Raw genomic sequence first — 9,175 nt, forward strand, 5'->3', positions numbered from 1 at the left:
GACAATTGATACGACAATATGGAAACGCTACTTAAACATTTCGGACGTAAAGCGATTTTATCCGCGTCGCTGCTGTCGGCCTGCCTGCTGATGACGCACTGCAGCAAAGATGCGCTGGATATTAAAAATCCCAATCAGTTAAGCCAGGACTCATTCTGGCGCTCGGCCGACGACGCCGAAAAGGGCTTAGTTGCGGTATATGGACCGTTGACAACGATCATGGGCTTTGGCCGGATGATGGGGGCAATTCTCACCACGCAACGGGGCGATGAAGTCAATCCATACCCATCCTCCGGGGTGCAGGACCCCGGAACACTGACCGTGACATCGACCGATGGGCGGGTTAGTGAGGGCTGGGGCGAACTGAACGCCATTGTGTCGCGGGCCAACCAAGTAATCGACCGGGTGCCAACCATCCAAATGGACGAAACTCGGAAGGCTCAAATTGTTGGCGAAGCTTATTTCCTGCGGGCGTTGGCCCATTTCTATCTGCTGAATATGTGGGGTAATATTCCCTTGGTTACGAAGCCGGTTAATACGGTAGACGAGCTTTTCGTAACTCAGGCTACTCAGACCGATGTGTGGGCCAGCATTAAGTCGGACCTGAAGCAAGCGCAGAGTAAACTGCCTGCGAAGGCCAAAGACCTGGGTCGGGCTACTTCGGGAGCCGCTACCGCGTTACTCGGCAAAGCGTACCTATACACAAAAGAATGGGGACCGGCAGCGGCTGAGTTTAAAAAATTGATTGACTTAGCTACTTACGACCTGACGGCCAATTATCAGGATAATTTTCTGGCTGCTTCCAATAACAATAAGGAATCGCTCTTTGAGTTGCAGTACCAGAGTTCGAGCAACGGCAACTGGGGCCCGAGTGGAACGCCTAACCCGCTACGGGGGCAGGGCTGGGAGCAGGACATTGCCCCTAAGGGCTACACTCCTCAGGGTACGGTAAGCATAAATCAGTGGGTGCTCGATCTGTTTCTATCCGAAAAAACCCGAACGGGTCTTACCGACCCCCGCGCCTACGCCACCATCGTCTGGAACTACCCCGGTGCCAAAGTGTATCAGGACGATTTCACGAAAAGCTTTTCGGGCAGTGAACTCACCAAAGTCTGGGCGCGGAAGTATCTGAACTTTGAGCGGATCAACTCATCGGTGCCGGGAGCCGAAGGGTATTCGACTAATAATCTGCGGATCATTCGCTTTGCCGATGTGTTGCTGATGTATGCCGAAGCAGAAAATGAAGCCAACGGCCCCACCACTGCCGCCTATCAGTCCATCAACCGGGTACGGGCGCGGGCTACCATGCCCGATATTAAAACCGGTTTGACCAAAGATGACTTCAGAACCGCCGTTCGCTCCGAGCGGGTGCTTGAACTGGCTCTGGAAGGAACCCGGATTTTCGACCTTAACCGGTGGGGTATCACTGCGGATGTCTTTGCCCAGCACCCCGAGTACCGCTCCAACAGCAAGGGGGTTTTCCAGAAAGGGAAGCACGAGTACCTGCCAATCCCCCAAAATGATATAGGAAGCAACCCGAAACTAAAGCAGAATCCGGGTTATTGAGGTTAACTTTCAACGGGTAATCGGTGGATAACTCACTGATTGCCCGTTCCTGTTCAGGCCGTAGACACGGTAGTTGTTAGTCGTTGTATGAAGACGTCCTGTTATTTAATCGTTCACTTTCTTCTTTTCACTTTACTGTTGCTCTCGTGCGACCGCACACGGGAGCAACCTTTATTTAAGCGACTTTCTGCTAACCAAACTGGTCTGACGTTTTCCAATACGATTACCGAGAACGATTCTGTTAACGTACTCAATTACTACTATTGCTACAATGGGGGTGGCGTTGCCATCGGCGATTTCAACAACGACAGCCTGCCCGACGTGTTTATGGGCGGTAATATGGTGTCGTCCGGCTTGTTTCTAAATCAGGGTAAGCTACACTTTGACGATATTACGGCGACTGCCGGTTTGACTACCCACGCCTGGATTATGGGTATTTCAGTCGTTGACATTAACAATGATGGCTGGCTCGATTTATACCTTAACGTGGCAGGACCCGGTCAGGCTAATAAGTTCGGCAACCTGCTTTTTATCAATCAGGGTGTGGGCCGTTTGGGCATCCCCCGGTTCAAAGAATCGGCGGCTGCGTACGGACTGGCCAATACACCATTCAGCGTTCAGTCGGCTTTCTTAGACTACGACCGGGATGGAGACCTGGATATGTATCTGCTCACGAACAGCGTCAACGGGGTCGAAAAGACGTTTGTTTACCCCAAGGACTACGCCCTGACGCGGGGACTTACCAACGACCGGCTATACCGCAACACCGGCACCGACTCGCTGGGCCACCCTTTCTACGTGGATGTATCCGCCGAATCCGGCATTTACGAGGAGGGGTATGGGCTGGGGCTGGCCGTCGATGATCTCAACAACGACGGTTGGCCGGATATTTACGCGGCCAATGATTTCATGCCCAACGACCATGTTTATATCAACCAGCGAAACAGTCATTCCGCTGGCCCGGTCTTCCTGGAGTCGTCAGCCCGGAGCCAAAAACACCAGAGCTATAACGGTATGGGCGTCGATATTGCCGATATCAATAACGATTTGCTGCCCGACGTGATGGTGGTTGATATGCTGCCCGCTACCAACGAACGCCGGAAGACAACCATTGCCGGCATGAATTATGATCGGTTCCTGCTCGAAAAGGCTGCCGGGTACGTTCCTCAGTTCATGCGAAATACGCTCAATCTGAACCGGGGGGCCGATGCGGGCGGCACCACGTATTTTTCGGATGTGAGTCAGTTAGCCGGTTTGCACGCTACCGACTGGAGTTGGGCACCACTTGTGGCTGACTTCGACAACGACGGCTTGCGCGACGTGTATGTAACAAATGGTTTCGCTAAGAATATTACCGACCTCGATTTTGCCAATTACCAGGCCGCTACCACCATGTTCGGCTCAAATGAAGAAAAGCAAGAGCAACGCGAGGACATAACCCGTAAACTGAAAGGGGTCAAACTTTCTAATTATCTATACAGGAACAGGGGTAATCTCACTTTCGACGATATAACCGGGACGGGAGGAGTAGCCATAGATTCATACTCTAATGGGGCCGCCTATGCCGATCTGGACAACGATGGCGACCTGGATTTGGTCGTTAACAACATCAATGAGGACGCTTACCTGTTCGAGAATCTATCCAGTAAAAGTACCCCAAATCATCATCACTACTTAAACATCAAGATTGAGGGTAGTACGGCGAATGTGAACGGAATAGGAGCCAAAATCTTTATTTACGCCCAAAAGCTGCATCAGTATGCCTACCAAAGTCCCGTAAAGGGGTATTTATCCAGTATGGGCACACCCCTGCACTTCGGATTGGGCAACCAGGCGATGGTCGATTCACTGACCGTTACCTGGCCCGACGGTCGCGGTCAGACACTACGAAACGTACGGGCTAATCAGCAACTGACACTCCGTTATGCCGACAGTCAAGAGGCCAACAAGCCCATTGAGCAACCAGTACCCTTCTTCCGCCAAGTGAATGATGAGACAGCGATATACTACCAACACGTAGAAAACCAACACAATGGGTTTTCCAATAACCCACTGTTGATTAAGCAATATGACAAAGCCGGACCGGGTATTGCCGTTGGTGAGGTAGACAATAAACCCGGTTTTGATTTTTACGTCGGCGGATCAGCGGGCCAGCCCAGAACGCTCTTTCTGCAACGTGCCAATGGCACGTTTGCCCAAAAAAAAATTAATTACGCCGAGGCTGCGAGTGAAGACATAGCCAGTCTGCTTTTCGACGCAGATGGTGATGGTGATAATGACCTGTATGTCGTGAGCGGGGGCGGCGAATTCAAGGCCGGGGACGCGCTGCTACAGGACAGATTGTACGCCAACGATGGTACCGGGACGTTTACCCGGATGCTCAATGCATTACCCCCGGAACACGATAATGGCAGTTGCGTGGTGGGTGCAGACTATGACCGCGATGGGGATATTGATCTCTTCGTTGGCGGAACCTGCCAACCTGATTCATACCCTACACCGTCTGCCAGCCACCTGTTGCAGAATCAGGGAGGTATTTTCCGCGATGCCACACAAACAAGGGCCCCCGGACTTTCGCAGGTTGGTATAGTTACTTCGGCCGTTTGGACCGACTTCAACAGCGACGGATGGCCCGATCTGGTTGTAGTAGGTGAGTGGATGCCGGTCACCTTTTATCAGAATCAACGGGGTAAACTAGTTAATGTGACGAACCAGACAACTCTCAAAAATACGCGGGGTTGGTGGAACAGCATTCAACCCGCCGATATTGACAACGATGGTGATGTGGATTACGTGGTGGGTAATATGGGGGCCAATATCGACTACAAGCCCACGCCTTCGGAACCTATCGAATTATACACGGATGACTTTGATAGGAATGGGAATAACGATCCAATTTTATCTCATTTCATTCGCAATGCTGACTTTAAGCGCGAACAATTTGCCTTCAGTGGCCGCGACGATCTGTTTAAAAAAATTCCCTCTTTAAAGAAGAAATTTGCTGACTATACGAGTTATAGCCAGGCCAAATTAGCTCAACTGATCGACCCGGCGTTACTGGCGAAGGCAAATCATCAAACGGCTGACCGTTTCGAGTCGTGTATCATTGAAAACCAGGGAGCTGGCAAGTTCAGCATCCGTCCTTTACCCATTGAAGCCCAGTTTTCGTCCGTGTGCGGTATACAAACCGGAGATTTCAACTACGATGGCCAGACTGATTTGGTCATCACGGGCAATTCTTATTCGTATGAGGTCGTCTACGGCTGGCAGGATGCATCCCTGGCACTATTGCTACTGGGCGACGGTCGGGGACACTTCAGCCCTGTAAATCCTCAAAGAAGCGGCCTTTTTCTGAAAGGCGACACGAAAGGGCTGGCTATTCTGCCTTCTGTTTCCGGGCAGACCCTACTACTGGCTCCCGTAAACTCGGATAGTCTGATTGTATTAAAGCCGACCGGCGAACGCAGGTCGAGTTACCGGCTCATTCACGCCCGTCCACTCGACGTCAGGGCCAAAATTAATTACACGAATGGCACAAGTAGCTACCATGAATTTTATTATGGTTCGGGCTACTTATCTCAGTCGGCACGAGTCATTAAGATACCGGTCAACGCCCAATTAATTGTCTTGATCGACGGTAAAGGAAACAGCCGACTGCTAAAGTAAGAACAATATATACTTGAGCGAGTATGTCCTGATCCCCTAAACGCGAGCCAGTGAAAAGGAGGCATTCGTAAGGCACACTTGGTGAAACTATAGCTCAACTGTCGCATCCGGGTCAGTCCGTTGAACTAAACGTGATGAAGTCGGGCAGGGCATTTCTATTGATTTTGTTTGTAGACGAACCAACGCCTACCCGCTTGACGATTCCAGAGAATAATGCAAAAATGGGACGATTACGGCAGTATACCTGCCAGCGAGTAAAAGCTGCGTCCAGATTCAACAGACGCGGCTTTTCGATTAAGTAATTATTTCGGTACGGTTAGTTGGAACCGGATCGGTCCCGCTCCGCTAAACGGCCAGCGGCTATACCGGCCGATGCGGGCCGAAGCCAGGGAATGAAAAGCCTGTTTCACTCCTCATTAACATGCTGGCTGGCCCCGGCGTGAATCGGACGTTTTCATGGACGATTTCCAACGTGACCCGTCCTGAAATCATCCGATTGTGCAAGCACCATTGAATACTCGTGACAACTTGAAACGGGCAGCTTGGGCTATTTTCCTATCTTGTCAGAACTTCAGCCATAAGCTCATCAATATAACTGGTACTCGTAAGTCCTTCCTGAAATCTGGGCTGGAATGTAGAATGCCTCTCCGAGGCAATTGTTGAATTCACTGGTGATCTCCCCACGAGAATCCCGTATAGAAAAATCTTAGACCCCTCTGCATTCCCTGAAGTCTTTGCCTACCTGTAATCAGTCTTCAAGATGGAAAAGCAAACCGCAGTCCTGCCCGTTGTCAATCCACATGCTGCTGGCATTGATATTGGCTCTCGCGAGCATTGGGTAGCCGTCGACCAACACAAAGAAAACGTACGCTCCTTTGGCGTCTACACTCAGGATCATCAATTGCTCATCGATTATCTGCGAAAGCATGACATTACTTCGGTGGCCATGGAGAGCACGGGCACCTATTGGCAGACGCTTTTCAATGCCTTACAGAGAGCAGGCTTCGCTGTACTCCTGGTCGGCGGCAGCCAGACTAAAAATGTGCAAGGCCGCAAAACAGACATTATTGATTGTCTGTGGATTCAGAAGTTGCACTCATTGGGCTTGTTATCAGGCAGTTTTTTGTTGAGTGATACATTGCAGGAGTTACGCACATACTATTATCATCGCCAGCATCTGGTTGAGCAGTTAGCTACTTACACCCATAAAATGCAGAAAGCACTCCGGTTGATGAACCTGCGGTTGGATGTGGCCATCCGCGATATCACCAGTAAGTCGGGCCTGGCCATCATCGAAGCCATTTTAGGCGGTCAGCGCGACCCCCATGAGTTGGCCTCCTTAGTAGACATCCGAGTTAAACGATCTAAAGAGGAGATTGCTCAATCGCTCCACGGGAATTGGCGGCAAGAATACCTCTTCGAGCTAAAAGCGAACCTGAACTTTTACCGCCAATACCAGCAGGCTCTACTTGACTGCGATCAAGTGATCGAACAGGCGCTACGACGGAGTATTCCGGCCGATTTGGTCCTCCAACCTCCCCCAAAAACTCCCGAAACAGGTAAGAAGAAAAGCAGCAAGAATGCGCCATCCTTTGCCATCTCGGGACTGGCCTATCACTATTTTAAAACGGACCTGTTTGCCATATCGGGTGTGAGTCACAGTACGGTGCTTTGCCTGTTGACGACCCTGGGTAAGGATATTCATAAGTTTGGCTCGGCTAAAAGCTTTGCCAGTTGGCTACGGCTGGTACCCAACAATAAAATCAGTGGTGGGCGCATCATCAGTCATCGTACGCCCACGGGCAAATCCTCCATCGCGATCGCTTTACGACAGGCGGCCAACTCAATTGGCAATCAAGTCAATCATGAGTTGAGTCCCTTTTTCAAACGTATTGCCTACAAGAAAGGGCGAGTGGCAGCTATCACGGCTACGGCTCGCAAGCTGGCGATGATTATCTGGCACATGCTGACTAAAGAAGAACCGTATAAGAAGGCACAAGTTAAAGCCACCGTTCAAAAGACAAGGGAAGCGGGCTTACGCCAGGTGCAACGGCGTTTAGCAGCCCTAGATTTAAGCCAGGACGAGTTGATCCGATTGTTTGCAAAAGCCTCTTTGTCAGTGGGATAGCTACTAGTTGTATAGAATAATCTTGACTAAGGCCGGCTGACTAGCTTCAATTGCAGCCAGGTCTGTAAAGGTGGTAATGGCTCGATCATTAGCCTTCCAATCCAGGAGCCCTGAATCTTCTTCTAATACTTTGGTTTTGGGCTGCTCTTTAACCGGCGGCCCCGCGATGGAAAATGAGTTGGACTTGGTTAGATGGATGGATTCGCATCGTTATCCGGTCTTCGGTACCTACTGAATAATTGGGAGCATTCCATTGGATGGTTTCTAGTAACGAACCGTTGACCTGCAGGATAGCCAGCCGCAGGGCTTCGATTTCCGGCCGTAAAGGATGATTCAAATCATCCAAAAATTTGGTCACATTGAGGTCAAAAGGCATTTATTGGGTTGTCGTTTAGTTTTTGATCAGGCAGTAGCTCTTGAATGAGTGTTGGCTACTTGAATTCGCATTCCCAATTTACTCACTCACTTAAAGTTGTGCAACAGCCAGATCCGTTTCGCCAGACACGATTTTTGGAGTCGTGACCGCAACGGCCGGTACGGGCTCCCTGGACGGGCCGGAGCGTGACTGTGGATTTTGCGGTCCGCCGTTGCGGTACCTTTTTTAAACGCACCTTAAATTTCGGGGGGTGCGTCTAACGAATTTAGCAATGGGTTGTAAGCCGGTGGATCAATAATTCTGCTTTTTCTTCAGCGAGGTGGGGCTGGACACAGGCAGGCTTTTAAGTTTGATACCAAAACCGCGCTGCGCCCGTTCCGGCAGTTTGCGTTGGTTCCGATTAGCAAACTAACAAACTTATGTCACCATGAAAAAATTAAGGGTGTGTGGACTGCTGCTGCTTGCGGCAAGCCTGACGAGTTGTGATAAGAACGAAGCTGCCAAACCGGCCGAGAACCCGATAACTACCCTCCTGAGCGAGCAGTCGCAGGCGTTAACTGTAGTGGGGATTCGGAGTACTGGTTTCCGGGAGTCGGGTGTGGTATTTAGCAGTTCCGTCGCCGGTAAACTCACCCAGGTGGGTAGCAAACTGCCGGACGCGGGTATTTATGTAGTCACGGTCTGGGACTTTGATAGCGGACAGGTATTACGACAAAAAACGGTGGAGCAAGAGGTACCTGACCAACTAACGCTCACCGACACAGACGTAGTGCCGCTGACGATCAACAAGAAATACTTAATCAGCATCAACAACCGATCGGGCCAGCGTAGCCAGGGGTCGTTCACCCAAGCTTTTAAAGCCAGCGGGGGCGATGTTTTGCCCGCCACAAAAGGCACCATCACGATGCATGCCAGCCGCTCCGGCAGTGGCAGCATGGTTGCCTTTCCAACCTCCTCCCTGAGCCAGTTCAGCTCAATTTCCGGCTTCCCCGAATTTACATTTATCCCCGACTGAGCCACTGCCGATCGGAAAGTTTTGCCTACCTTTTGTGTTAACTTAACAAAGACCGACAGCCGCAAAACCCGGTTATCGGTCTTTTTGCTATGCAGACCAAGGTTATTTTCGGGCTATTGGTCGCGCTGGTTGAGGGCTTCTTTTAGTAAATGGACGAAGAATTACGCTAAGGAAATTATTCGTCCATTATTGTTGATTATCAGTAGTTTACAAAAAGGAACCTTTTTTAAACGCACCCAATAATTCTTTGTCCATCTACTAAAAAGCATAAAAACAAGAAGGCTCAACCCTCTAGAGTTGAGCCTTCTTGTTTTTATGCGTCCGGCTAATTAAGCGGGCATCAGTACCGCGTTGATGGCGTGAACAACACCATTGTCAGTATCCACATCGGCAATAATCACTTCGGCACCGTTGACCATCACTT

Annotated in this window: 6 protein-coding genes; 4 read left to right on the plus strand and 2 right to left on the minus strand. The window is 50.3% G+C overall.

The window, feature by feature from the left end:
- The first annotated feature begins 18 nt into the window (after window positions 1-18).
- The 3 genes from ACYVHB_RS27635 to ACYVHB_RS27645 all read left to right on the plus strand — a co-directional run bounded on the left by ACYVHB_RS27635 (window position 19) and on the right by ACYVHB_RS27645 (window position 7,360).
- Window positions 19-1,566, plus strand: coding sequence for a RagB/SusD family nutrient uptake outer membrane protein (locus ACYVHB_RS27635; protein ID WP_461055127.1), 1,548 nt, complete (start codon window positions 19-21; stop codon window positions 1,564-1,566).
- Between the two features lie 87 nt (window positions 1,567-1,653).
- Complete coding sequence (locus ACYVHB_RS27640) at window positions 1,654-5,232, plus strand: VCBS repeat-containing protein (RefSeq protein ID WP_461055128.1); 3,579 nt, start codon at window positions 1,654-1,656, stop codon at window positions 5,230-5,232.
- A gap of 760 nt (window positions 5,233-5,992) precedes the next feature.
- Window positions 5,993-7,360, plus strand: a complete 1,368-nt coding sequence (locus ACYVHB_RS27645; RefSeq protein WP_461055129.1) for an IS110 family RNA-guided transposase — start codon at window positions 5,993-5,995, stop codon at window positions 7,358-7,360.
- A 148-nt stretch (window positions 7,361-7,508) separates the two neighbouring features.
- Here ACYVHB_RS27645 and ACYVHB_RS27650 read toward each other — a convergent pair whose 3' ends face one another.
- Window positions 7,509-7,736: a DUF1801 domain-containing protein gene (locus ACYVHB_RS27650; protein ID WP_461055130.1), complete on the minus strand. Its 228-nt coding sequence runs from the start codon at window positions 7,734-7,736 to the stop codon at window positions 7,509-7,511.
- Between the two features lie 427 nt (window positions 7,737-8,163).
- Here ACYVHB_RS27650 and ACYVHB_RS27655 point away from each other — a divergent pair, with 427 nt between their 5' ends.
- Window positions 8,164-8,751 (plus strand): DUF4082 domain-containing protein, encoded by a 588-nt coding sequence (locus ACYVHB_RS27655; RefSeq protein ID WP_461055131.1) that lies wholly within the window; start codon window positions 8,164-8,166, stop codon window positions 8,749-8,751.
- A gap of 329 nt (window positions 8,752-9,080) precedes the next feature.
- On the opposite strand, the gene ACYVHB_RS27660 is transcribed toward ACYVHB_RS27655, so the two are convergent.
- Window positions 9,081-9,170, minus strand: coding sequence for a fasciclin domain-containing protein (locus ACYVHB_RS27660; RefSeq protein ID WP_461055134.1), 90 nt, complete (start codon window positions 9,168-9,170; stop codon window positions 9,081-9,083).
- Between the last annotated feature and the right edge of the window lie 5 nt (window positions 9,171-9,175).

The sequence above is a fragment of the Spirosoma arcticum genome, assembly GCF_054779955.1.